We start from the raw sequence: 22,942 nt of genomic DNA on the forward strand, positions 1-22,942 counted from the left end.
AATGGCGGCGATGTCCGAACCGAGCCCTGCGAGATGATAGATGGAAGCCTGGCGCGACCCGATCGCCTGGCGGGGATGACCGAGGCCGGCGGCGTGACGATGTCCGCCGAACAGATGAGCATGGTCGCGCTGGACGAACCCAGCTGGGACCTGGCCCGCGCCACCGGCCAGCCGTTCACGTGCAACCCGGCCGACACGGCGGCCGTCCTCGCGTTCACCAGCGCGTCGGCGCAACCGGAGCAGGCAGCCGGCCGGGACGGGCTCTTCGGACCGGTGGTCGAGGTCGCCGATGACGCGCCGGCGCTCGACCGCGCACTCGGCTTCGCAGGTCGCGACCCTGCATGGACACCCGAACTGGCGTGACCATTGACGGTGGGCCGGGAAGCTCACACGTCCCTCGCAACGGCAAGGATCCGCTCACGCCGCGAGTCGCGCCCCTCTCGACACGGCGCCACCATGGGCGTGTCCGGGCGCTGATGGCCGCCACGTTCCGAAAGTGCTTGTGCTGCGGCTGCCGGCTGGGGAGCCGCAGCACCGTCACGCACGGAGAAGACCTCAGGCGCTCACCTCGATGGCGTGGTCACCAGCGCACGGGGACTTCGCGCAGGCCGCCGACCACGAGGCCGTCCACCCGGTCCAGCTCCTCGACGGGCACGGCGAGTTCCAGGGAGGGCAGCTTGCGCAGCAGCACCTCCAGGACGACCTGCAACTCGGTGCGGGCCAGGGACTGGCCGAGGCAGGAGTGGGCGCCGGAGCCGAAGGCCAGGTGCGGGTTCGGGCTGCGGCTCAGGTCCATGTCGTCGGCTTGGTCGAAGACGCCCTCGTCGCGGTTGGCGGCGGCCATGCTGCAGATGACCGTCGTCCCGCGGGGCAGCACCGTGCCGCTGACCTCGATCTCCTCCTTCAGGTAGCGCGGCAGTCCGAAGCCGGAGTTGGCGTCGAAGCGCAGCGACTCCTCCACCGCGGAGCGCACCAGCGACGGGTCGGCCAGCAGCCGCTCCCAGTGGGCGCGGTCGGCCAGCAGCATGCTGACCATCTTGCCGATCATGTTGGCGGTGGTCTCGTGCCCGGCGACCAGCAGCGCCATGCCGGTGACCAGCAGCTCCAGGTCGGACAGGCCCTCACCTTCGGCGGCGCTCTCCTTGATCAGCTCGCTGAGGAGGTCGTCGCCAGGCTCGGCCCGCTTGCCGGCCACGTGGTCGGACATGTACTGGAAGAACGCGGCCTGGGCGGCGTCGATCTCCGCCTGGCCGAACTTGGTGAGGTTGAGCAGGGTGTCGGACCAGTAGGCGAAGCGGTCGCGGTCGGCCGCGGGGACTCCGAGCAGGTCGCAGATGACGTACACGGGCAGCGGGAAGCCCAGGGAGGCCTTGAGGTCGCCGGGCCGGCCACGCTTGACCATGTCGTCGATGAGCTGCTCGGCGATCTCCGTCATGGCGGGCCGCAGGGCGGCCATGCGCTTGGCGGTGAAGTACTTGCCGATCAGGCGCCGCCAGCGCAGGTGTCCCTCGCCGCTGTCGGGGATGATCGCCGCCATCTCGCTGCCGAACAGCCCGCCGTCGTCGTTGGCCGACAGCCGGGCCGCGTCGGGGGCGTTCAGCAGGCGGGTGAAGCGAGGGTCGGCCAGCACCTGCTTGACGTCCTCATAGCGGGTCAGCAGCTTGGCCTCGTCGCCGCTGGGCAACTTGATGCGCGCCACCGGGCACCCCTGGCGCAGCTCCGCCCACTCCGCGGGCGGCTCCAGCGCCGCCTCACTCGGCATCGGGTAGCTCAGGACCTGCTCGCTCTGGCTCATGCGGTATCTCCTCGGAAGCGTTTCATGGGTGTCACCCCGGGCGGGGTGACTGGCCTTGTTGCCGGGGCGACGCGGTCGGCGAAGGTATGGCCGGTCAAGTGCGCGTCCTTTCGATCGGAGCGGGCGACGGCGCGCGCTCTGGCGATGCAGACCCAGGCCACGAGGGTGACGTACGGTAATGACCGGACTATATCGTCCGGTTGTTACCGTAGCTCTTGCCTTCAACGCGTGTCGAGCGAGAACCAGGAGCTTGCGGCCGACGAACCGGACAATACAGTCCGGTTGCTACTGTAGCTCCCATGTCCCACGCGCGCCGACCCAACAGAGGCCCCAGCGCCGCGGCCGAGAACCGGGCGGCGTTGATCGCGGCGGCCCGCGAGCTGTTCGCGACCGACGGATACGACGCGCCGCTCACCTCGATCGCGCGGGCGGCCGGCGTCGGCCAGGGCAGCCTGTACCGGCACTTCCCCGACCGCGTCAGCCTCGCGCTGGCCGTGTTCGAGGACGGCGTCACCCAGCTGGAGGCGCTGGCCGCCGCGCCCGGCACCACCCTCGACGACATGCTGGCGCAGATGACCGAGCAGGCCATCTCCTCCACGGCGTTCATCGACATGGTCAGCGCCAAGGACCCGCGCATCATGCGCTTGCGCGACCAGGTGGCCGAGCTGCTGGAGGGCCTGCTGTCGCAGGCGCGAACGGCCGGCCGCGTACGCGACCATGTCACCACCGAGGATCTGGTGACGGCGGTCGGCATGATCGCGGGGCTCCTCGCCAAGATACCGGCGGACGTCCGGCGCGAGACCGCCGAGCGGGCGTGGCTGCTCCTCCGCAAGGGCATAGAGCGTTGATCGCCCCGGTTCACGGCACGCGCACGGGTCGAGGTGGTCGGCGTGGCGCCGTACCTCATGGGCAGGTCAGGGTACGGCCCTGGGCGGAGCCCTCCACCGCGTCGGCGTAGACGCGGGCGACGTCGGCCACCGGGGTGCCGCCCGTCGGATCCATGCCCAGGCCCACCAGGGTCTCCCGCACCCACCCTGGGCTGACGGTGTTCAGTCGCAGGCCGCCTGGCAGCTCTGTCGCCGCCGCGAGCACGAACGCCTCCAGGCCCGCGTTCACCAGATGCCCGAGCGAGCTGCCCGGCACCGGCTCGGCGAACCGCCCGCTCGTGAGCGTGATCGACCCGCCGTCGCGCACGTGGGCGAGCGCCTGCCGCACCAGGTTCACCTGCCCGAGCAGCTTGCCGTCCAGGCCGGTCCAGTACCCGGCGTCCGTCAGCCGTGCCATGGTTCCGCCGGCGGCGCAGCACACCACCGCGTCCACCTCGCCGACCTCGCTGAACATGGAGTCAATGGACGCCGGATCCGTCATGTCCACCCGGATAGGGCCCTGGCGCGATGCCCGCACCACCTCATGGCGCTCGCCCAGCAGATCGCTCACCGCCCGGCCGATGATCCCGGTCGCACCGATCACCACAATTCGCATCAGAGTTCCTTTTCGCTCATGTTCTGTCAGGGACCAGCGTGCGGGCGGCGGCGCGGAGCAGCCATCCCTCCGCGGTGCCTACAACTGACAGGTGCAGGCACCGCGCCCAGGCATGTACGACAATGGCTTGACATGGACGTGCAGACGGAATTGGGGGAGTTCCTGCGGTCGAGGCGCGCGCGCCTGCGCCCCGAGGACACCGGTCTTTCCGCGTACGGGGGCCGCCGCCGCGTGCCCGGTCTGCGCCGCGAGGAGCTGGCCCAGCTCGCAGGGGTGAGCGCCGGCTACTACACCCGCCTCGAGCAGGGTCAGAGCCCGAACGCCTCGGACGCCGTCCTCGACGCCGTCGCCCGCGTGCTTCGCCTGGACGAGGCCGAGCACGCGCACCTGTACACACTGGCCCGGCCGAAGCCGAAGACCCGCAGGCGCGCGGCCAAGCCGGAGCAGGTGCGGCCAGGCGTCCGGCTCATGATCGAGTCACTCGGAGACGTACCTGCCCTGGTCCTCGGGCGCTTCACCGACGTGCTCGCGTGGAACAGGACGGCGCACGCCCTGCTGGCCGGGCACCTGGACTTCGACGCGCCCGGCCGCCCCGCCGACCGGCCCAACATCGCCCGCATGCTCTTCCTCGACCCGCACATGCGGGCGCTGTACGCCGACTGGCCCCACAAGGCCCGTTCCACGGTCGCCGACCTGCGCCTGATCGCCGGGCGGTACCCGGACTCCCCGGAGCTGGCGAGCCTGGTCGGCGAGCTGAGCGTGGCCAGCCCGGAGTTCGCGAAACTGTGGTCCGCACACGCGGTGGCCGACTGCGAGACCGACGCCCGCATCTACCACCATCCGCTCGTGGGCGAAATGACGCTGCTGGCCGAGTTCATGGCGCTACCGAAGGACGACGGCCAGCGCGTGGCAGTCTTCAACGCCGAACCCGGCTCCCCGTCCGAAGCCGCCCTGCGCCTGCTCGCCGGCGCATTCCCGATCACGGATTAGACGTCGGATCAATCCACGTGCGCGATCAGATCTCTTGACGCACGAGCCGCTTATCTCGACGAATCCGATCAATACATCGGATGTCAACTCTTGTTGCGTGGGTGTTTCAGTGCTATCTCCTTGGGTCAAGGTCATCATGTGATCGGAGGAATCAGTGGCCCACCCCCCGAGACGGCGATTCAGTGCCGGTCTGATCGTCGGGTTAACCCTGGCGGCCGGACTCGCATCCCCGGCACGCGCGCAGACAGGACCCGACTCGACGGCCGGACTCGGCCGGACACCCGATGACTTGACGCTCTGGTACGACGAGCCCGCGACTGACTGGGAGACCCAGGCCCTGCCCATCGGCAACGGTCCGCTGGGTGCCAAGGTGTTCGGTGGCCTGGCCACGGAGCAGATCCAGTTCAACGAGAAGACGTTGTGGACCGGTGGTCCCGGACACAGCGGCTACGACTTCGGCAACTGGAAGACCCCGCGTCCGAACGCCATAGCCGAGGTCCAGCAACAGATCGACCGCGACGGCAAGATGACCACCGCGGATGTGGCGGCCAAGCTCGGCCAGCCCAAGACGGGATTCGGCGCCTACCAGACATTCGGTGACCTGTACCTGGACATGGCCGGCGCGCCGCAGAGCCCCACGGATTATCGCCGGGAGCTGAGCCTGCGCGAGGCCGTGGCCCGGGTCGGCTACACCGCGGACGGCGTGCGGTACTCGCGCGAGTACTTCGCCAGCAACCCCGGCAACGTGATCGTCGGCCGGCTCTCCGCGGATCAGGGCGGCAAGGTGTCGTTCACCCTCCGGCACACCTCGCCGCGCAACGACAAGACGATCACGGCCTCCGGCGGCCGGCTCACCATCCGCGGTGAGCTGTCCGACAACAAGATGAAGTTCGAGGCCCAGGTGCAGGTGATCATCCAGGGTGGCACCCGTACCGAGGCAGGGGACAGGATCACCGTCACGGGCGCCGACAGCGCCGTGTTCGTGCTGTCGGCCGGCACCGACTACGCCGGCATGTACCCCTCCTACCGGGGCGAGGACCCGCACGCCAAGGTGACCGCGGCGGTGGACGCGGCCGCCGCCAAGGGCTACGACGAGCTCAAGGCCGCGCACGTCGCCGACTATCGCAGGCTGTTCGACCGGGTGAAGCTGGACCTCGGCCAGACGACGCCGAAGATCCCGACCGACGAGCTGCGCAGGAACTACAGCGGCGGCGCCTCGCCCGACGACCGGGCCCTGGAGGCGCTGTTCTTCGCCTACGGCCGCTACCTGCTGATCTCCTCCTCCCGCGAGAACGACCTCCTGCCCGCCAACCTGCAGGGCGTGTGGAACAACTCCACCAGCCCACCCTGGTCGGCCGACTACCACGTCAACATCAACCTGCAGATGAACTACTGGCTCGCCGAGCAGACCAACCTGCACGAGACCACCACGCCCTACGACCGCTACATCTCGGCCCTTGTCGCGCCCGGCCGCAAGACCGCCCAGGAGATCTACGGCACGCGCGGCTGGGTGGTCAACAACGAGACGAACCCGTTCGGCTTCACCGGCCTGCACAACTACGGCAGCTCGTTCTGGTTCCCCGAGGCCGCCGCCTGGACCACCCAGCATCTGTACGACAGCTATCTCTTCACCGGCGACGTCGGCTACCTGCGTGAGACCGCGTACCCGGTGATCAAGGGCGCGGCGGAGTTCTGGCTGGACTTCCTGCACACCGACCCGCGCGACGGCAAACTCGTCGTCTCCCCGAGCTACTCGCCCGAGCACGGCGACTTCTCGGCCGGCGCGTCGATGTCGCAGCAGATCGTCCGCGAGGTGTTCACCAACGCCCTGGCGGCGGCCAGGAAGCTGAACGTGGACGCGGGCTTCCAGGCCGAGGTGAGCGCCGCGCTGGCCAAGCTCGACCCGGGCCTGCGGATCGGCTCCTGGGGTCAGCTCCAGGAATGGAAGAGCGACTGGGACTCCAAGACCGACACCCACCGGCACGTCTCCCACCTGTACGCCCTGCACCCGGGCAACCAGATCACCGCCGGAACCCCGGAGGCCGAGGCGGCCAAGGTCTCGCTGACCGCGCGCGGCGACGGCGGCACCGGCTGGTCCAAGGCCTGGAAGATCAACTTCTGGGCGCGGCTGCTGGACGGCGACCACGCCCACAAGATGCTGGCCGAGCAGCTCAAGAGCTCCACGCTGGACAACCTGTGGGACACCCATCCGCCGTTCCAGATCGACGGCAACTTCGGCGCCACCTCCGGCATCGCCGAGATGCTGGTGCAGAGCCAGCACGACGTGGTGCACGTGCTGCCCGCGCTGCCGTCCGCCTGGCGGGACGGCTCGGTGTCCGGTCTGCGCGCCCGCGGCGACGTCACCGTGGACGCGACCTGGAAGGACGGCGCCCCCGACACCGTCACTGTGCACCCGGGCAAGACCGGCCCGATCAAGGTCAGCTCGCCGTTCGTCGCCGGCCGCTACCGCGTCTACGATGAGCAGGGCAACGAGGTCGGCCCGCGCCGTGACGGTGACGTGCTGAGCTGGAACGCCCGCGCGGGCAAGGCGTACACGATCCAGAACGAGGCGGCCGTCGCTCTGAAGGCGCCCGCCACGGCCACCGCAGGGACCCCGTTCGAGGCGCAGGTCGCGGTCACCGCCACGCGACGCCGGGCGGTGCCGGCCTCCGACGTGACGCTCACCGTGCCCCAGGGCTGGACCGTGGAGCCGGCCATCCGCCATGTGGCGGGCGTGGCGCCGGGACGGACGGGGACCGCCGCCTTCACGGTCACGCCGGGGCCGGCGGACGGCTCGCGCCGGGCGGTGCTCGCCGCCTCGGTCATCGGCGACTCCTGGAAGAGCGCGGCCACCGCCGTGCTCGCCCTCGAACCCTGCGCCCCGGCCGCCTCAGGCTCGGTCCTGGTCGCCTGGGACCCGAAAGAAGGCGGTACGGTCGCCGACGCCTCCGGCAACGGCCGCGACGCCACCGTGACCGGCGGCACCGCCGCCTACGACGCCACGGCCCCGTCGGGCAGCGGGCTGACGCTCGACGGCAACACCTACCTGACCACCGCGAACACCGCGCTCGGCCTGGTGCGGGAGGCGACGTTCGCCGCCGAGGTCAAGATCGCGGGCAGCGGCTACCGCCGGCTGTTCGACTCCCAGCCGTCCGGCGACCCCGGCACGGATGGCGTCCTCATCGACGTGACGCCGAGCAACACGCTGCGCTTCATCGGCGCGGGCGCGAACGTCACCCTGAACACCACCCTGCCCACCGGCCGCTGGTTCGACCTTGTCGTGACCCTGGATCACACCGGCGCCCTCGCCGTCTACGTGGACGGCGAGCGGAAGGCGACCGGCCAGGCCTCCTCTGACGGAATCGCCGGCTGCACCTCCCGTCCGCTGCGCTTCGCCGCCGACCAGGGCGGCGGCCAGCGACTGACCGGTGGCGTGGACCGCGCCGCCATTCTGGCCAGGCCGTTGACCGCCGACGAGGTGAAGAACTGGCGGGAACTGGCCTTTTAACACCCACTGCCAGGCCACGGCGCCCGCCCGGCCGGGTGGGGAGTTCCCACCCCATCCGGCCGGGCGCCCTCCGCTTGCACGGCGGCGCGCTCCGGCCCTCTGGGGTGTCGCCGAGGGCGACCAACGGCGCGGCGGCGGTGAGCACGCGTCCTTGACCATTGCCTGCCCTGGGCGTGACGCCTCGGACGGTTGGCAGCGATTAACGGTCGGTCTGAATAACTTTTCTGTGGATATTTATCACTATTTGAGTGCTAGCGTCCCATTTAGGATCCCTAACGGGGAGGAATCATGGCTGGGAGGCATGTATCTCAGGTTGGCTTCCAAGAGGGCCCTCCGGGCTGGCGCCGTCGTCGCTTCCGCCGCCGCCACCGCCGCCGTAGGTGGTGGGGCTGGCACTTCCGGGATGATTGGGGAGGCTGGTGGTAGACGATCGAATGAGAGCCGGCGGCAGAGCCGTCGGCTCTTGCGCTTCCCGGCCCGCGTTATCTTTTGCCCTGTGATCCGCGCCGTGGTGATTGATGTGGACGACACGCTCTGCCTCACCGAGGCGGTGTGTTTCGAGCTCGAGAACGAAGTCCTGGCGCGCATCGGCCGTGAGCCGATGTCGCGGGCCGTGCACGTGGCCACGTGGGGGCTGCCCTTACTCGAAGCGATGCCGCGGCGCTCGCCCGGTCTGGACGTCTCCGCCTTCGCCGCCGTCCATCGGGTCGTGCTTCGGGAGTACGTTGCGGCCGGCCGAGTGGATGTCGTCGCCCAGGAGAACCTCGAAGCGCTCGACGAGCTCGCCGCCGCAGGTCGCAGCGTCATGGTGCTGACCTCGCGCACCGAAACCGAGATGGAGCACCTGCTGGCGCCGGACCATGTGCTCGCCGGTCGGCTCGCCGCCGCCTACCACGCGGGCAATATGCGCTTCAGCAAGCCCGACGCCCGCGCATTCGACGGACTTCTGGCCGACACCGGACTGCGGCCCTCTGAATGCCTGTACGTGGGTGACTCACCCGGTGACGCCCACGCCGCCAACGGCGCCGGCTTGCGTTTCATCGCCTGCATGCAGAGCGGCCTCCGAAAGCGCGCCGACTTCGACGCACACCGTGTCGACGCCTTCATCGCCACATTCCCCGAGACGGTTGACGCCGTAGCGCGCCTGGAAGCCGCTGGACCCTGAGCTACCGAACTCGGGCTGTGATCTCTTGAGCTATTCGTTCAGCAGGTCGTACGTGTCCAAATCGCTTTGATCGGTGAGGAAGGCGGGGCATGCGGGGTTGAGGGGTTGTTCTGTCCAGATGCATTTGCCGCTGGGGGTGTAGCGGGTGCCCCAGCGGTGGGAGATCGCGGCGACCAGTTGGAGTCCGCGTCCGCCCTCGTCGGTGTCGGCGGCGCGGCGGATGCGGGGTGTGGTGAGGCTGCCGTCGGAGACTTCGCAGGTGAGTACGTTGCTGCGGAGGAGGCGCAGGTGGATGGGGCCCTTGGCGTGGCGGACGACGTTGCCGACCAGTTCGCTGGCCAGCAGTTCGGTTGTCATGGACAGATCATCCAGGTCCCAGGCGCTGAGCTGGGCGCGGACGTGCTCGCGGGCCTGGCCGGCGGCTCGGGGGTGGTCGGGCAGCGGCCAGGAGGCCATGTCGTCGTTCGGCAGCGCATGGGTGCGGACGACCAGCAGGGCGGCGTCGTCGGCGGTCTCCTGTCTGCCGGGTAGCAGGGCGGCGGTGAGTCTGTCGCACAGGGATTCGAGGCACACGGCGCAACGGCGCCTCGTCGAGCCCGATGCGGCGGTGTGATTCTGGTGCCGGCACGGCGTTCCGGTCAGCGTCGTGCCGCTGAGCGTCTTGGCGAGATGAGCTATGCCCTGGTCGATGTCGAGGGCGGGGGATTCGACCAGGCCGTCGGTGTACAGCACCAGCAGGCTGCCTTCTGGCAGGTCTATTTCCACGGTTTCGAAGGGCGGGGTGGCGGCGCCGAGAGGCGCGTTCGGATCGGCGTCGGGGAACTGGACGGTGCCGTCAGGGTGGACGACGGCGGGCGGGGGATGGCCGGCGCGGGCCAGGACGCAGGAGCGCGTAGTGGGGTCGTAGACCAGGTACAGGCAGGTGGCGTAGAAGTCGTCGCCGAGCTCGCTGACCAGGTCGTTGAGGTGGGAGAGCAGCTCGTCGGGAGGCAGTTCCAGGTCGGCCAGGGTACGGACCGCGGTACGCAGCCGGGCCATGGTGATCGCCTCGGCCACGCCGTGTCCCATGACGTCGCCGATGACTATGGCGACCCGGTCTGCCGACAGCGAGATGACGTCGTACCAGTCGCCGCCCACCTCCATTTCCTTGCCGGCAGGGAGATAGCGGGCCGCGGCGGTGATCGCCGGCAGGCAGGGCAGCCCGCGGGGGAGCAGCCCGCGCTGCAGTTCCTGGGAGCGTGTGTGCTCCCTGTCGTACAGACGGGCCCGTTCCATGGCCTGGGCGACCAGCCCGCTGAGTGCGGTGAGCAGGTTGCGCTCCTCGCCGGTGAACCGGCGCGGCTCGGAGAAGGAGACGACGCAGCTGCCGACCGGGCGCCCCGAGGCGATCAGCGGGAGGAATGCCCAGGCTTGCTTGCCTCCCGCCGCCGGCAGGTCGGCTGTCGTGGGGTAGCGCTCGATGTACTCCTCGGCCGAGTTGACGAACATCGGGGTGCGATCGCGCAGGCTCTCCGCGATCGGGTACCTTCCGGACGCTGGTATCTGGGATATCCGGTCGACGAACTCCTGTGTGTACCCGGTGAACCCGACCGGCCGCAGGTGGTCGCTCTCCAGGAAGGTGAGTATCAGTCCGGCGGCGCCGAACGCCGGCAGGATGTGATCGGCGGACGCGTCCACGACGTCCCGTACGGTGGCCGCCTCGGCCAGCGCTCTGGTCAACTGCTTGATGCGGGAGGCCCGCTCCACGGCTGCGCGCTCGGCACTGCTCGGCCCCGGCTCGGTGACCGCGTCCAGGTCGTCATGGGTCTTGGTGATGTCCCACATCGTGCCGACCATGCGTGCCGGTTCGCCGTTGTCGTCGACCACCAATCGGCCGCGGGCCCGCACCCAGCCGGAGGTCCCGTCCGGGCGGCACACCCGGTACTCGGTGCTGTGCATCCTCCCCGCGCGGATCGACTCATCTATGTCCGCCAGCACCCAGGGCAGATCCTCAGGGTGGACGATGCCCGTCCAGGTCTCGATCCGTCCGTCGAAGGTGTCCGGATCGACGCCGAGCACCGCGAGCATCGCGTCGTTCCAGATGACGTCGCCGGTGCGGATGTCCCAGTCCCACGTGCCGACCGCCTGCAGCTCCCTCCGCAGATGCGGGGCGGCGGACTGCTCCTGCCAGCCTATGAGTCCCGAGCCGGACGGAGGCGCGGAGGACGTGCTCAGGTGCTCGCCCGTCCATCGGCCCAGCGTGTCCAGAAAGGCCAGTTGAGCGGGCGACGGCTCGTGCTCGGAGACTGTCACGACCGACAGGGCGCCGATCGGCCCGCCGGGGCCTGGCAATGGGACGGCCACCATCGTCGTACCGACCGGCCAAGACCAGGGCTCGGAGCCGTCCGGCCGACCGCTCGCTCTCTGCTGCGGTATGCCGACGACGGCGTTCGCCATGGACACCTGCACGAACGTGGCGTCCCGGAACGCGCGTGCCGGGGCGAGGGGGCCGTTCCCGTCAATGCGCTCCCACGCGTGGGTGAAGGCAGGGGGTAGTCCGCTGGTCACCGCCAGGCGCAGCCCGGCGCCGTGGCCGGGACTGCCGAGATGCACCATGCCGCCCAGCCCGGCAAGATCGGCCACCGCCTGCTGGATCGCGAACCGTAGGAGCTCGATGCCCCACAGATCGTCGCCGACGTTCGCCAGCAGCCGTTTCCGCTCCTCTGAAGCCTGGTCCATCCCCATGATCCGCGGATCTTGCGCACGCTGTTCGCCCATCCCCATCCCCTCACCACGTCACCAGGACCGTCAGCGTCAAGGGCCAGGCTCTGCAACGCGTCTCCGGTTATCTATCCGGGAGGAATATGCATATATGGGCTATATGTACCGAGTATAACTGTCGTGGGAGTCGGTCGCGTGGGCCTTCTCGGGACGAAGGAGACGCCGTTCTGGCGCCACTGGCCGTCCGACATGGGGGAGGATGGCGGAAACGCGTGAAGGGACCTTTGCTGTGAGCATCGACCCGCCCTCGATTCCGCATCTCGAGGGCCAGCCGGAGCCCCACCCGTCCGGCCCCAGCGAGGCGGTGGTCCTGCTTGACCAGGACCTGGTCAAGCAGCTGCTGGAACAGATGGAGCTGAAGTTCGTCGTGGATGAGGAGGGCGACCTCGCGGCGCCCTGGGATCAGTTCCGCACGTACTTCATGTTCCGCGGTGAGGGGGACCAGCGGATCTATGCGGTCCGCACCTTCTACGACCGTCCGTACAACATCGACGACAAGCCGCGGCTTCACGAGACGATCGACGACTGGAACCGTCGCACGCTGTGGCCCAAGATCTACACCCACACCCACGACGACGGCTCGGTCCGCCTGATCGGCGAGGCTCAGATGCTGGTCGGCGGCGGCGTCGGGCTGGAGCACTTCGTGTCCAGCACGGTGAGCTGGGTGCGTGCATCGATCGAGTTCGACAAGTGGGTCATCGAGGCGCTCGGCCTGGACAAGGACCTGGAGCCCGGGCCCGAGGAGGGTGACGACGAGTAGGCGCGGCGATGCCCGGAAGGTTGGCTCCCTTGGCACGCGAGGCCGCGAAGTCCTCCGGCGTTCGCCACTCCACCACGTCCAGCCATTCCGTTCGGGGTTCAACGCAAGCGCGATATAGTCACTAATCTATATAGTCATATTTGGTGACCATTCTGGACGTTCATGAGAGCCGCGGTGACGGCGGTGGCGACGATGAGAGCCGCGGCGATCCAGAACGCCGCCTCGGCCGCGTCGAGAGCGGCCGTGCCCGGTGCGATGTTCGCGCGGGTGAAGACGTGCAGGAAGGCCGTGCCGAGTACGGCGACGCCGAGCGTGGCGCCGAACTGCTGGACGGCGTTGAGCAGGCCCGCGGCGGAGCCGGTTTCGTGGGGGCGTACCCGCGACAGGGCCGTGGTGAAGAACGGAACGGTGAACAGCCCGTTCCCCAGCCCGCCCAGCGCCAGCGCGGCCGGCAGCGGCCAGGCGAGGGCGGCGTGGTAGGCGGCGATGGCACAGATCACCCCGGCGAGCAGGGCGGCGAGTCCCGCGAACATGACCCTGGCCCCGTATCTGGGATACAGGCGCGTGCCGCAGACCCAGGAGGCGACGGCCATCGCAACGGACCACGGCAGCAGGGTCAGCCCCGCGTTGAGGACGTCGCCGCCCTGGCCGAGCTGCACCTGCAGGACGATCACCACTGTCAGGCCGTTCACCGCCGCGAAGAACAGCGTCGAGGTCGCGAGCGCGGCGGGAAAGGCCCGGCCGCGGAACAGGCTCGGCTCGATCAGCGAGCCGCGGCCGCGGCGGGCGCGGCGACGCTGCTGCCGGCCGAACGCCGCCAGGACCACGACGCCCGCCCCCAGGGCGGCCCAGGTCCAGGCCGGCCAGCCGGCCGTGTTGCCCTGGATGAGGGGGTAGACGACCAGTCCGGTTCCGAGCATCGCCAGGCCGGTCCCGCTCAGATCCAGGCGTACCGGCCGGGATGACCTGCTCTCCCGCAGTGCCGGAACGGTGGCCAGGACGACGGCGGCGAGCGGGATGTTGACCAGGAACGCCGCCCGCCACGAGGCGCCGAACAGGTCGGCGTGGGTGAGCACGGCGCCCAGCACCGGCCCGCAGATGGCGGCCAGGCCCATCACCGGTCCGATGCTGCCCATCGCCCTGGCCAGCTCGGCCCCGTCGAACATGGCCCGGATCAGCCCGATGGTCTGTGGAATGATCAGGGCGGCCGCGGCGCCCTGGAGCGCGCGCGTGCTGATCAGCATTCCCGGGCCGGTGGCGCAGGCGCACATCACCGATGCCAGCGCGAAGGCCGCGACCCCCGCCGCGAACATCCGCTTGCGACCGGCCAGGTCCCCCAGACGGCCGCCGGGGATCAGCAGCACGGCGAAGGGGAGCGTGTAGGCGGCGCTGAACCACTGGATATCGGATCCCGCGCCGCCGAGATCGTTGTGGATCACCGGCGCGGCCACTGTCACGATCGTGGCGTCCAGCAGGTTCATCGCCTCGGCGATCAACAGCGTGACCAGGGCGAGCCACCGCCACCGATACGCCACCGCCGCAGCGGTGTCCTCTCGTACGAACATCGTGCTACCTCTTTGTCGGCTTGTGTTTCCAGGCAGCAGCGTGGGCTCGGGAGGCAGGGGTGTTCCAGCCACCGGGTTTTCTTGGCTGATTTCTTCCACCAAATGCCGATAGGCGAAAGAATGTGACCATGCTCGACGATCTGGACCGGGGCCTGATCCATGCCCTGCACATAGACGGGCGGGCCCCGTTCAGCCGGATCGCGGAGGCGCTCGGCGTGTCCACGCAGACGGTGGCGCGCCGCTACCGGCGCCTGCGGGCCGAGGCCGGGCTGCGCGTCGTCGGCCTCCCCGAACAGGACCACACCGGCCAGGCGCAATGGGTGGTCCGGCTCACCGCCGCCCCGGCCGCCTCGCAGGCTCTGGCCCACGCTCTGGCCCGGCGGCCCGACACCTCCTGGGTCAAGCTGACCTCCGGAGGTACGGAGATCTTCGCGATCGTCCAGGCGCCGCTCCACAGCCGGCCGTCACGGTCGCTGCTGCTGCACGACATCCCCCGTACGTCCGGGATCACCGCGGTCTCCGCGCATCTGCTGCTCCACATGTACCTGGGCGGCCCGACCGCGTGGCACGGACGGCTCCAGGCGCTCGACGACCGGCAGCAACAGTGGCTGGCACCACCGGCTCACCACGCCGCCACCGCCGCGCTCACCAACGCGGGCCACACCGCCATCGCCCCGCTCACCAGCGCGGACCATGCCCTGATCGACGCCCTGCGCCACGACGGCCGGGCCGGCTACGCCGAGCTGGCCTCCGCGACCGGCTGGAGCCAGGCCACCGTGGCACGCCGCCTGGCCGACCTGCGCGCCCGAGGGCTGGTGTTCTTCGACGTGGAGGCCGACGCCGCCGCGTACGGCATCAGCATCCAGGCCCTGTTGTGGATGACCGTCGCCCCGGCGCACCTGGACCAGGTCGCGACCATCCTGGCCACCCACCACGAGCTCGCCGTCGTCGCCGCCACCACCGGCCAGACCAACCTGCTCGCCCACGCGCTCTGCCCCACCCCCGCCGACCTGCACCGCTACCTCACCCACCGGCTCAGCGCGCTGGACCAGATCCGCGCCCTGGAGACCGCCCCGGTCCTGCACACCCTCAAGGCAGCCGGCCACTCGCCCCGCCGCCCCGCGCCGTACGCGGGCAGCGACTCCTGAGGTCCCCAGCGTGTGCTGACCGAAGGCGGCGTGCTCGTGGTCACCCGCTGAAGGGACACGTCCTCAGCCGCGGCGGGATGCCCGTACGGCCAGCACGTTCGGAATGGGGCGCTGCTGGGGCTCGTACACGTGCTCGATGGTCAGCCCCGCGTCGATGAAGGCGTTGATCAGGTCGGCCAGCGGCACGTGGCTCATCCCGACCCGCTCTCGGACCCCGCCCTTGCGCCACCACGGCGAGCGTTTGTGCCATCCCCTGGTCCCGTACGTGGGATGGATGATCACCGCTCCGTCCTCGCGGGCCTCGATGTGCGGGCCGTTGAAGCACGGGTGCACGCCGTAGGACAGCAGCAGCCCGCCCGGGCGCAGGACCCGCGCCGCCTCCTTCAGCAGCCCGGCGAAGTCGCCGATGTCGGTGGAGACCCAGAGCGCGGTGACAGTGCCGAAGGTGTCCGCGGCGAACGGAAGCGCCGTCGCGTCGCCCTGGAGGAGGGGAGCGCCGTCCCGGCGCCGGGCGAGACGCAACTGGTCGGCGGAGCGGTCGAGGCCGACGACGGCCCGGCCGGTGGAGCGGATGGCGTCGAGGTAGAGACCGGTGCCGCAGCCGAGGTCCAGGCACAGTCCTTCGCCGGGGCCGAGAAGGTCTCCCAGGTCGGCGATGGTAACGGCGGCGTTGGACCCGATGTACTCGTCATACCACTCGGCCTGTCCGTCATACCGTGCTGTCATGATCCATTGATACACGCCGACTCCGAGGCGTGCGGCACCTCTACGCCGTCGGCGTAGAGGTGTTCAGACGGGGGTCGCCAGCACCCAGGTGCGGTCCTCGGTCACGAAGCGCTCCAGCCGCAGCCCCCCGGCGGCCAGCTCGGCCAACAGGTCGTCGTCGGTGAGCCGCTTGGAGGCGAACGACTGCGTCCACACCTTGTCATCGCCGCACGTGTAACGCATGGTGGCGTGGAAGACACCGGGTGAGGTCTCTTCCACGGCCGCCATCGTGATCGTGATGTCGCCGTCCTGCCTGCCCATGCCCACGTGCCACCGGTCGTGCGCCTCGGCGGGCATCCACTGGATCAGCACCGCGCCGCCCGGCTTGACGTGCCGCGCGCAGGCCGCGATCAGCTCGCGCCTGGCCGTGTCGTCCACGGTGTTGACGAGCTGGGAGGCGAGCATGACCGTGTCGAACCGCCGGTCCAGCACGAGGTCCTGCACCCGCGCCAGGACCGTCGTGGCGCCGCGCACGTGGGCGAGCATCTCGGCGGACTCGTCCACGGCCACGACCTCGAAGCCCAGCTCGATGAGCGGGTGAGTCACCCTGCCCACGCCCGCCCCCAGCTCCAGAACGGATCCGCCGGGCGGGGTCACCTGGGCGACGATCTCGGCCTCGCCACCGGGTTCGAGGAGCGTGTAGAACTCGACCGGGGATCCGTCGGGGGTGATGGGGCCGGGGCCCGTGCCTGTGTTCTCCATGATCCGAAGCTATCCCTTCCCATGCGCTCGGAAGCCATCGCGGCGGCCGTGGAGAGCCGGCTAGCGCTGGAAGTGCCAGAACAGCATTGACGGCGTCCCGGCGATGGCCGCGTGCGCCGCCTCGGGTGCCAGGTCCCACAGGGCCCACGGCCACACGTCCCACGGCTCCAGGACGTCGGTCCGCTCGCGCGGCTCCCCTGGCGGGTGGCGGGGCTCCTCGCAGCGCCGCACCTGGAGCCCCGCCGCCAGCGCGGCTCGTACATAGTCCCCGACCAGGTGGCAGTAGGTGGCCACCCTCCCCGGCCGGCCGTCCGGCAGCCGTACGGGCGGAACCACCCCCCGCGCCACGCCCTCGGGATGGATGTCGGCGATCACCACATGCCCGCCGGGTCGCAACACCCGGGCGAACTCGGCCAGCACCGGGTCCAGCACGGGCACATGCGTCAACGCCAGCGAGCAGACCACCAGGTCGACGGACTCGTCGGGCATGGGCAGGCAAGACAGGTCGCCCAGCTGGAACTCTGCTTGCGGCACTCGCCGGCGCGCCCGCTCCAGCATGTCGGGCGAGCTGTCCACGCCGCGCACCCGATGTCCGCGACCGGCCAGGTAAGCCGCCATCCTGCCGGTGCCGCACGCCGCGTCCAGCGCGTCGCCGACCGGCAGCGCGTCGACGATCGCCCTGATGAAGGGCTCGTCGAGGTCGAACGCGGAGTTGGGCCCGTCGTAGGTCTGCGACCAGATCCGGTAACCCTCCACCGTGTCCACGCGGGCGACCTCGACGGCGGCGTCGGCCAGGGAGTCGTCGTCGAGGAACTTGCGGATCTCGGCCAGGCGCGCCTCGACGAACGCGCGGTCGTGCTCGCCGGTGTAGGACCGCATCAGGGCAATGCCCTCCAGGCCGAGCACGTACGCCACAGGATGCTCGTAGATCACTGCGACACGCTAACGACGACCGCCGCGCGGAAGCCACCGAATTTCGAACCGGACGGGCATGTGCCGCTGTCGGCGTTGTTCCGGCCCAGCGGCACCGCCGCGGACGCGGTGGCGCCGCTGGGACGCGCTTGCGGGTCGCGGACCTGAGGCCGGGCGAGCGCTGGACGCCCTGAGCCGGTCCTTGGTCTATGCGGTACGCGAGACGCCGCTCTCCACGGCCGATCCCGCGGGTTCGAACGAAGGCTCCGGCGGGGCCAGCTCAGGCGTGGCAGACTCCGTCACGGCCGGTTGCTCCTCGGTCTGCCGCTCCGGTGAACTGGCGGCCCGCTCAGCGGCCGGCGTGTCCCTCGCGGAGCGTTCGAAGAAGCGCAGCAGCTCCACGGGCAGCGGCATGACCAGCGTGGAGGTCTTCTCGGCGGCGACCTCGACCACGGTCTGCAGCAGGCGCAGCTGAAGCGCACCAGGAGTCTCGGTCATGATGGCCGAGGCGTCGGAGAGCTTCCGCGCGGCCTGGAACTCTCCGTCCGCGGTGATCACACGGGCTCTGCGCTCCCGTTCGGCCTCGGCCTGGCGGGCGATGGATCGCTTCATGGTGTCCGGAAGATGGACATCCTTGATCTCCACGCGGTCGATGTGGATGCCCCATCCCAGCGCGGGGCTGTCGATCATCAGCGCCAGGCCCTTGTTCAGTTCCTCGCGGTTGGACAGCAGGTCGTCCAGATCGCTCTTGCCGATGATCGAGCGCAGCGAAGTCTGCGCCACCTGCTCGATCGCGAAAAGGTAGTTCTGCACCGCGATGGCCGCCCGCAGCGGGTCCTCGACCCGGAAGTAGGCGACGGCGTCGACCTGTACGGAGACGTTGTCACGGGTGATGCCCTCCTGCGTGGGCACCGGCATCGTGATGATCTGTACGTTCACCTTCTTCATCCGGTCCACGACCGGAATGAGGAAGGTGAGCCCTGGCTGGCGGACCTCCCTCTGGGCCCTTCCGAAGCGGAAGACCACGCCGCGTTCGACCTGGTTGACGACCTTGACGCCGGCGATCGCCAGCCAGATCGCGATCACGACGATCAGTCCGAGCACAATATCGATGATCATGGTCTTATCCCTCCATTCAAGGCTAGATCCGGATACATGCCTGCGTCGGTAATGAAGGGGTCAAGTCCTGCCCCAGCGGCGGCGGCAGGCGCGGGCTCCTCTCTCGCCGGTGGCCGGATCGAGGTGGCGATGGTCCAGCCCTCGCGGCGAGCGCCAGGTCCTGTCAGGGAAGCCCGACCGGGGCGTAGACGTCCGGCGGTCGTGCGGCCGGGGTGCTCGCCGCCAGGAGGTCGGTGGCGCCGATGCCACCTCGAGGCGGCGGCGCGTCCGCTGTCTTGGTCGGCGGCCAAAGTTGAACTCCGTCCAAGTTTCTTCTATGGTCGGGGTGTGACCGAAGAGGAGAAGCTGGGGCTGCGGGAGCGCAAGAAGCTGGAGACCTGGCGGTCCATCAGGGCCGCCGCGCTGCGGCTGATCAACGAGCGGGGCTACGAGGCGGTCAACGTCGACGACATCGCCGCCGCGGCCAACGTCTCGCGCAGCACCTTCTTCAACTACTTCGCCACCAAGGAAGCCACCGTCTTCGACCCCGACCCCACGGAGACGGACGCGTGGCGCAAGCTCATGAAGGACCGGCCGGACGACGAGCCGCTGTGGGTGTCGCTGCAGGAGATCCAGCTGGGCTACATGTCGCTGCTGGCCGACCGTCTGGCGGTGCAGAAGCGGCTCAAGGCGGCCTCGCCTGCCCTGGCGGTGTCGAAAGGTGACTCCTCTGACCGGTTCTTCGCCGAGCTTCGCGAGTGGGTCGCGTCTCGCACGCCGCCCGGTGAGGAGATGCATGCCGCCCTGCAGACCAACACCACGCTCGCCGTACTGAGGACCGCGTACGCCACCTGGTCGCCCGAGGACGGATTCGAGCGGTTCCTGCAGCTCGCCCGCGAATGCTTCGACCGGGCCGGCCGAGGGCTGGCCCCGGACCAACCCGTTGATCTTCAGGAGGACATCTCATCATGAGCAAGGTCTGGTTCATCACCGGCACCTCGCGCGGCTTCGGCCGCAGCTGGGCCACGGCCGCGCTGGAGCGCGGCGACAAGGTCGCCGCCACGGCCCGCGACACCGCGACCCTCAAGGACCTCGTCGAAAGGTACGGCGACGCGATCCTCCCGATCGCCCTGGACGTCACCGACCGCGAGGCCGCCTTCGCCTCCGTACGGCAGGCCCACGCCCACTTCGGCCGCCTGGACGTCGTCGTCAACAACGCGGGCTACGGCCATTTCGGCATGGTCGAGGAGCTCACCGAGGCCGAGGCCCGCGCCCAGATCGAGACCAACGTGTTCGGCGCGCTGTGGGTCACCCAGGCCGCGGTCCCGCTGCTGCGCGAGCAGGGCGGCGGGCACATCATGCAGGTCTCCAGCATCGGTGGCGTCGCCGCGTTCCCCGGCCTGGGCATCTACCACGCCTCCAAGTGGGCGCTGGAGGCCTTCTCCGAGACGCTCGCTCAGGAGGTCGCCCCCGCCGGCATCAAGGTGACCATCATCGAACCGGGCGGGTACGCCACCGACTGGGCCGGCGACTCGGCCGTCCACTCCGAGCCCAACCCCGTCTACGAGCCGTTCCGCGAGGCCAGGGCCAAGATGCGCTCCGGCTTGACGGCGCCGGGGCCGGACACCACCGTCCCGGCCGTGCTGGCCGCCGCCGACGCCGCCGAGCCGCCGCTGCGCCTGCTGCTGTCGGGCACGGCCTACGACATCGCCAAGGGCGTGTACGCCCAGCGGCTGAAGACCTGGGCCGAGTGGGAGGACACCTCCCGCGCCGCCGGCTGACCTGCCCGATCCCCACCGTCCCGGCGACGACCCCGTCCCGGGAGGCCGCGAGCGCCGCCTGTACCGCGCGGCCGAGAATGTCGAACGGTGGCGGTGCACTGGCGTGTCGCGGAGGAATCCGGATATGACACGTAGCGACACCCCGGCCGCCACCGCCAAGGAGTGAAATGCGCGTACAGGCTGCGATCCTGCGTGATCCGGGCAAGCCGTTCACCGTCGAAGATCTCCAGCTGGGCGAGCCGGGGCCGGGGGAGGTGCTGGTGCGCGTGGCCGGCGTGGGCATGTGCCACACCGATGTGCTCTTCCGGAGCCTGCCGGAGCTGCCGATGCCGATGGTCTTCGGGCACGAGGGCTCGGGCGTCGTCGAGGCGGTCGGGCCAGGGGTGACCCGCGTCAAGGTGGGCGACCACGTCGTGATGAGCTACGACTCGTGCGGCTGGTGTGCCCAGTGCCTGACCGGGGCGGCCCCGTACTGCGACGAGTTCATGGCGCGGAACCTCAGCGGGGTGCGGACCGACGGGACGAGCGGCGCCACCGACCTCGGCGGCGGGCCGGTCGCGGCCCGCTGGTTCGGCCAGTCCTCCTTCGCCACGCACGCCGTCGCCACCGAGCGCAACCTCGTCACCGTTCATCCCTCGCTGCCTTTGGAGCTGCTCGGGCCGCTCGGCTGCGGCATGCAGACGGGGGCGGGCTCGGTGCTGAACGCCCTGAACGTGCGCCCGGGCTCCAGCATCGCGGTGTTCGGCACCGGAGCGGTGGGTCTGGCGGCGGTCATGGCGGCCAAGGTCGCGGGCGCCGACGAGATCGTCGCGATCGACCTGCACGCCGGGCGGCGCGAGCTGGCCATGGAGCTCGGCGCCACCCGGGCGATCGACGGCGCGGATCCCGACCTGGCAGCCCTGACGGGCGAGGTCGACTACTCCTTCGACACCACCGGCGTGCCCGGCGTGGTGCGCACCGCCGTCGGAGTGCTGAGCCCGCGCGGGACGTGCGGCCTGGTCGGCACCGGAGGCGGCGACATCACGCTGGAGCCGCTGGCGCTCGCCGGGCGCAGCCTCCGCTACATCCTCGAAGGCGACGTCGTGCCCCAAGAGTTCATCCCCCGGCTGATCCGGCTGTGGCAGCACGGCCGCTTCCCCTTCGACCGGCTGATCCGCACCTACCCGCTGGACGAGATCAACGATGCCGAACGCGACTCCGCGAGCGGCGCGACGATCAAGCCCGTCCTGCGTCCCCGAGCAGGAGTCTCTCCATGAACATGACCGCCGAGCAGGCCGGGCTCATGCTGGCCGATCCCGTCTCGTACACCGACGAGACCCGGCTGCACCAGGCGCTCACCCTGCTGCGCCGGGAGTCCCCGGTCCACCACGTGCGGGCCCCCGGATACGGCCCCTTCTACGCCGTCACCCGCCACGCCGACGTCATGCAGATCGAGCGCGACAACGCCCTGTGGCTCAACGAGCCGCGCCCGGTCCTGGCCAAGAGCGAGTTCGACCGGCTGGCCAGGGAGCAGGCCGCGCAGGGTTTCGCGCTGAAGACCCTGATCCACCTGGACGATCCGCAGCATCGGGTGGTCCGCGCGGTCGGCGCCGACTGGTTCCGCCCCAAGGCCATGCGCGCCCTGGAGAGCCGGGTCCAGGACCTCGCGCGCCGCTACGTCGACCGCATGGCCGGCTACGGAGGCGAATGCGATTTCGCCACCCAGGTCGCGGTGCACTACCCGCTGTACGTGATCCTCTCGCTGCTCGGCCTGCCCGAGTCCGACTTCCCGCGCATGCTCAAGCTCACCCAGGAGCTGTTCGGCGGCGCGGACGCGGAGAACAGGCGTGGCGAGAGCCCCGAGGACTCGTTCGCGGTGATGATGGACTTCTTCACCTACTTCCAGGAGCTGACCGCGGCCCGCCGCGCCCACCCGACCGACGACCTGGCCTCCGCCATCGCCAACGCCACGGTGGACGGCAAGCCGCTCGACGACCTGGAGACGACCTCCTACTACGTCATCATCGCCACCGCCGGCCACGACACCACCAGCTCCACCGTCGCAGGCGGGCTCCACGCCCTCATCGAGCACCCTGACCAGCTCGTCCGCCTGCGCGAGAACCCCGGCCTCCTGCCTCTGGCGGTGGACGAGATGATCCGCTGGGTCACCCCGGTCAAGGAGTTCATGCGCACGGCCTCGGCCGACACCACCCTGAACGGGGTGCCGATCGGGGAGGGCGAGTCGGTCCTGCTGTCGTATCCCTCGGCCAACCGCGACGAGGAGGTGTTCACCGACCCGTTCGCCTTCGACGTGGGCCGCGACCCCAACCGCCACCTCGCCTTCGGGTTCGGCGTGCACTACTGCCTGGGCGCGGCGCTGGCCCGGATGGAGCTGCGGGCCCTGTTCGCCGAGCTGCTGCCCCGCCTCGACGGCGTCGAGCTCGCCGGACGGCCGGAATGGACCGCGACGACCTTCGTCGGCGGCATCAAGCACCTGCCCATCCGGTACAAGCTGCGCAAATGAGGGCCGTG

General features: G+C 70.1%; 19 protein-coding genes. 11 read left to right on the plus strand and 8 right to left on the minus strand.

Annotated features, from left to right (window positions below):
- Positions 1-75 precede the first annotated feature (75 nt).
- Positions 76-363 (plus strand): hypothetical protein, encoded by a 288-nt coding sequence (locus tag ACQPWU_RS22000; protein ID WP_433442871.1) that lies wholly within the window; start codon positions 76-78, stop codon positions 361-363.
- 217 nt (positions 364-580) lie between these two features.
- On the opposite strand, the gene ACQPWU_RS22005 is transcribed toward ACQPWU_RS22000, so the two are convergent.
- Positions 581-1,795: a cytochrome P450 gene (locus tag ACQPWU_RS22005; RefSeq protein WP_433442873.1), complete on the minus strand. Its 1,215-nt coding sequence runs from the start codon at positions 1,793-1,795 to the stop codon at positions 581-583.
- A gap of 299 nt (positions 1,796-2,094) precedes the next feature.
- On the opposite strand from ACQPWU_RS22005, the gene ACQPWU_RS22010 reads away from it, so the two are divergent.
- Positions 2,095-2,643, plus strand: a complete 549-nt coding sequence (locus tag ACQPWU_RS22010) for a TetR/AcrR family transcriptional regulator (protein WP_433442875.1) — start codon at positions 2,095-2,097, stop codon at positions 2,641-2,643.
- Between the two features lie 55 nt (positions 2,644-2,698).
- Here the strand turns inward: ACQPWU_RS22010 and ACQPWU_RS22015 are convergent, their stop codons facing one another.
- Positions 2,699-3,277 (minus strand): short chain dehydrogenase, encoded by a 579-nt coding sequence (locus ACQPWU_RS22015; protein ID WP_433442877.1) that lies wholly within the window; start codon positions 3,275-3,277, stop codon positions 2,699-2,701.
- A gap of 132 nt (positions 3,278-3,409) precedes the next feature.
- Between ACQPWU_RS22015 and ACQPWU_RS22020 the strand changes: the two genes are divergently transcribed.
- From ACQPWU_RS22020 to ACQPWU_RS22030, 3 genes are all read left to right on the plus strand, one after another.
- Positions 3,410-4,267: a helix-turn-helix transcriptional regulator gene (locus tag ACQPWU_RS22020; protein WP_433442879.1), complete on the plus strand. Its 858-nt coding sequence runs from the start codon at positions 3,410-3,412 to the stop codon at positions 4,265-4,267.
- Positions 4,268-4,556: 289 nt separating this feature from the next.
- Positions 4,557-7,775, plus strand: a complete 3,219-nt coding sequence (locus tag ACQPWU_RS22025; protein ID WP_433442881.1) for a glycosyl hydrolase family 95 catalytic domain-containing protein — start codon at positions 4,557-4,559, stop codon at positions 7,773-7,775.
- 496 nt (positions 7,776-8,271) lie between these two features.
- Entirely contained in the window at positions 8,272-8,940 is a 669-nt protein-coding gene (locus ACQPWU_RS22030) for an HAD family hydrolase (RefSeq protein WP_433442883.1), read from the plus strand.
- A 30-nt stretch (positions 8,941-8,970) separates the two neighbouring features.
- Here the strand turns inward: ACQPWU_RS22030 and ACQPWU_RS22035 are convergent, their stop codons facing one another.
- Positions 8,971-11,658 (minus strand): SpoIIE family protein phosphatase, encoded by a 2,688-nt coding sequence (locus ACQPWU_RS22035; RefSeq protein ID WP_433442885.1) that lies wholly within the window; start codon positions 11,656-11,658, stop codon positions 8,971-8,973.
- A gap of 271 nt (positions 11,659-11,929) precedes the next feature.
- Here ACQPWU_RS22035 and ACQPWU_RS22040 point away from each other — a divergent pair, with 271 nt between their 5' ends.
- Positions 11,930-12,460, plus strand: coding sequence for a YbjN domain-containing protein (locus ACQPWU_RS22040; protein ID WP_433442887.1), 531 nt, complete (start codon positions 11,930-11,932; stop codon positions 12,458-12,460).
- A gap of 134 nt (positions 12,461-12,594) precedes the next feature.
- On the opposite strand, the gene ACQPWU_RS22045 is transcribed toward ACQPWU_RS22040, so the two are convergent.
- On the minus strand, positions 12,595-14,025 hold the full coding sequence (locus ACQPWU_RS22045; protein WP_433442889.1) for an MFS transporter: 1,431 nt from the start codon (positions 14,023-14,025) through the stop codon (positions 12,595-12,597).
- 128 nt (positions 14,026-14,153) lie between these two features.
- On the opposite strand from ACQPWU_RS22045, the gene ACQPWU_RS22050 reads away from it, so the two are divergent.
- On the plus strand, positions 14,154-15,173 hold the full coding sequence (locus ACQPWU_RS22050) for an Lrp/AsnC family transcriptional regulator (RefSeq protein WP_433442891.1): 1,020 nt from the start codon (positions 14,154-14,156) through the stop codon (positions 15,171-15,173).
- Positions 15,174-15,236: 63 nt separating this feature from the next.
- On the opposite strand, the gene ACQPWU_RS22055 is transcribed toward ACQPWU_RS22050, so the two are convergent.
- The 4 genes from ACQPWU_RS22055 to ACQPWU_RS22070 form a co-directional block, all read right to left on the minus strand.
- Positions 15,237-15,899 (minus strand): class I SAM-dependent methyltransferase, encoded by a 663-nt coding sequence (locus ACQPWU_RS22055; RefSeq protein ID WP_433442893.1) that lies wholly within the window; start codon positions 15,897-15,899, stop codon positions 15,237-15,239.
- A gap of 63 nt (positions 15,900-15,962) precedes the next feature.
- A complete protein-coding gene (locus tag ACQPWU_RS22060; protein WP_433442895.1) occupies positions 15,963-16,640 on the minus strand; it encodes a class I SAM-dependent methyltransferase in 678 nt (225 codons plus the stop codon).
- A gap of 60 nt (positions 16,641-16,700) precedes the next feature.
- Positions 16,701-17,573: a class I SAM-dependent methyltransferase gene (locus tag ACQPWU_RS22065; RefSeq protein ID WP_433442897.1), complete on the minus strand. Its 873-nt coding sequence runs from the start codon at positions 17,571-17,573 to the stop codon at positions 16,701-16,703.
- A gap of 186 nt (positions 17,574-17,759) precedes the next feature.
- The gene (locus ACQPWU_RS22070) at positions 17,760-18,671 is read right to left on the minus strand and encodes an SPFH domain-containing protein (protein WP_433442899.1); all 912 of its coding nucleotides are present in this window, start codon (positions 18,669-18,671) and stop codon (positions 17,760-17,762) included.
- Between the two features lie 327 nt (positions 18,672-18,998).
- On the opposite strand from ACQPWU_RS22070, the gene ACQPWU_RS22075 reads away from it, so the two are divergent.
- The 4 genes from ACQPWU_RS22075 (at position 18,999) to ACQPWU_RS22090 (ending at position 22,934) form a co-directional block, all read left to right on the plus strand.
- Positions 18,999-19,622: a TetR/AcrR family transcriptional regulator gene (locus ACQPWU_RS22075; RefSeq protein WP_433442901.1), complete on the plus strand. Its 624-nt coding sequence runs from the start codon at positions 18,999-19,001 to the stop codon at positions 19,620-19,622.
- Complete coding sequence (locus ACQPWU_RS22080) at positions 19,619-20,431, plus strand: SDR family oxidoreductase (RefSeq protein ID WP_433442903.1); 813 nt, start codon at positions 19,619-19,621, stop codon at positions 20,429-20,431. Before ACQPWU_RS22075 ends, ACQPWU_RS22080 begins: the two co-directional genes overlap by 4 nt.
- Positions 20,432-20,598: 167 nt before the next feature.
- On the plus strand, positions 20,599-21,687 hold the full coding sequence (locus tag ACQPWU_RS22085) for an NAD(P)-dependent alcohol dehydrogenase (RefSeq protein WP_433442905.1): 1,089 nt from the start codon (positions 20,599-20,601) through the stop codon (positions 21,685-21,687).
- Positions 21,684-22,934: a cytochrome P450 gene (locus ACQPWU_RS22090; RefSeq protein WP_433442907.1), complete on the plus strand. Its 1,251-nt coding sequence runs from the start codon at positions 21,684-21,686 to the stop codon at positions 22,932-22,934. The genes ACQPWU_RS22085 and ACQPWU_RS22090 overlap by 4 nt, the downstream gene beginning before the upstream one ends.
- Positions 22,935-22,942 lie beyond the last annotated feature (8 nt).

It is taken from the genome of Nonomuraea sp. CA-141351 (genome assembly GCF_050944675.1).
Classification (GTDB): Bacteria; Actinomycetota; Actinomycetes; order Streptosporangiales; family Streptosporangiaceae; genus Nonomuraea.

What these genes read in the sequence shown, in the direction of transcription:
- ACQPWU_RS22000 (WP_433442871.1), top strand. Translation starts at nt 76, where the DNA reads ATGACCGAGGCCGGCGGCGTGACGATGTCCGCCGAACAGATGAGCATG.
- ACQPWU_RS22005 (WP_433442873.1), bottom strand. Translation starts at nt 1,795, where the DNA reads ATGAGCCAGAGCGAGCAGGTCCTGAGCTACCCGATGCCGAGTGAGGCG.
- ACQPWU_RS22010 (WP_433442875.1), top strand. Translation starts at nt 2,095, where the DNA reads ATGTCCCACGCGCGCCGACCCAACAGAGGCCCCAGCGCCGCGGCCGAG.
- ACQPWU_RS22015 (WP_433442877.1), bottom strand. Translation starts at nt 3,277, where the DNA reads ATGCGAATTGTGGTGATCGGTGCGACCGGGATCATCGGCCGGGCGGTG.
- ACQPWU_RS22020 (WP_433442879.1), top strand. Translation starts at nt 3,410, where the DNA reads ATGGACGTGCAGACGGAATTGGGGGAGTTCCTGCGGTCGAGGCGCGCG.
- ACQPWU_RS22035 (WP_433442885.1), bottom strand. Translation starts at nt 11,658, where the DNA reads ATGGACCAGGCTTCAGAGGAGCGGAAACGGCTGCTGGCGAACGTCGGC.
- ACQPWU_RS22045 (WP_433442889.1), bottom strand. Translation starts at nt 14,025, where the DNA reads ATGTTCGTACGAGAGGACACCGCTGCGGCGGTGGCGTATCGGTGGCGG.
- ACQPWU_RS22050 (WP_433442891.1), top strand. Translation starts at nt 14,154, where the DNA reads ATGCTCGACGATCTGGACCGGGGCCTGATCCATGCCCTGCACATAGAC.
- ACQPWU_RS22055 (WP_433442893.1), bottom strand. Translation starts at nt 15,899, where the DNA reads ATGACAGCACGGTATGACGGACAGGCCGAGTGGTATGACGAGTACATC.
- ACQPWU_RS22060 (WP_433442895.1), bottom strand. Translation starts at nt 16,640, where the DNA reads ATGGAGAACACAGGCACGGGCCCCGGCCCCATCACCCCCGACGGATCC.
- ACQPWU_RS22070 (WP_433442899.1), bottom strand. Translation starts at nt 18,671, where the DNA reads ATGATCATCGATATTGTGCTCGGACTGATCGTCGTGATCGCGATCTGG.
- ACQPWU_RS22080 (WP_433442903.1), top strand. Translation starts at nt 19,619, where the DNA reads ATGAGCAAGGTCTGGTTCATCACCGGCACCTCGCGCGGCTTCGGCCGC.
- ACQPWU_RS22085 (WP_433442905.1), top strand. Translation starts at nt 20,599, where the DNA reads ATGCGCGTACAGGCTGCGATCCTGCGTGATCCGGGCAAGCCGTTCACC.
- ACQPWU_RS22090 (WP_433442907.1), top strand. Translation starts at nt 21,684, where the DNA reads ATGAACATGACCGCCGAGCAGGCCGGGCTCATGCTGGCCGATCCCGTC.